Genomic DNA, 265 nt, shown 5'->3' on the forward strand with positions numbered 1-265 from the left:
GTGACGTGCGGCCCGGTGATCCCGAGACTGCCGAAATAGGCGTCAAGGTCTGCTTGGCCGAAGCCGCCGCCGAGTTCGATGATAGCCACAATCTGGCCGGTTCCGTCCGCCCCGGGCGGGAAGTTGTAGATTCTGGCCAGCTCGGGAGGGGTGTAGCTGATGCCGGTTGCGGACAGCGGGATCGCCTGGAATTGCGCCCGGGCCTGGGGGCGGTCGTCGAGGCCCAGCACGGCGGTGACGATGCCGTCCAGTTCTGCCGGGATCT

At 67.2% G+C, this 265-nt stretch carries 1 pseudogene; it reads right to left on the minus strand.

Annotated features, from left to right (window positions below):
• Nucleotides 1-265: pseudogene (locus SB847_RS21320) on the minus strand (peptidase S53); the annotation flags it as partial.

The organism is Bacillus sp. SIMBA_026 (genome assembly GCF_046535335.1).
Taxonomy (GTDB): Bacteria; Bacillota; Bacilli; order Bacillales; family Bacillaceae; genus Bacillus; species Bacillus velezensis.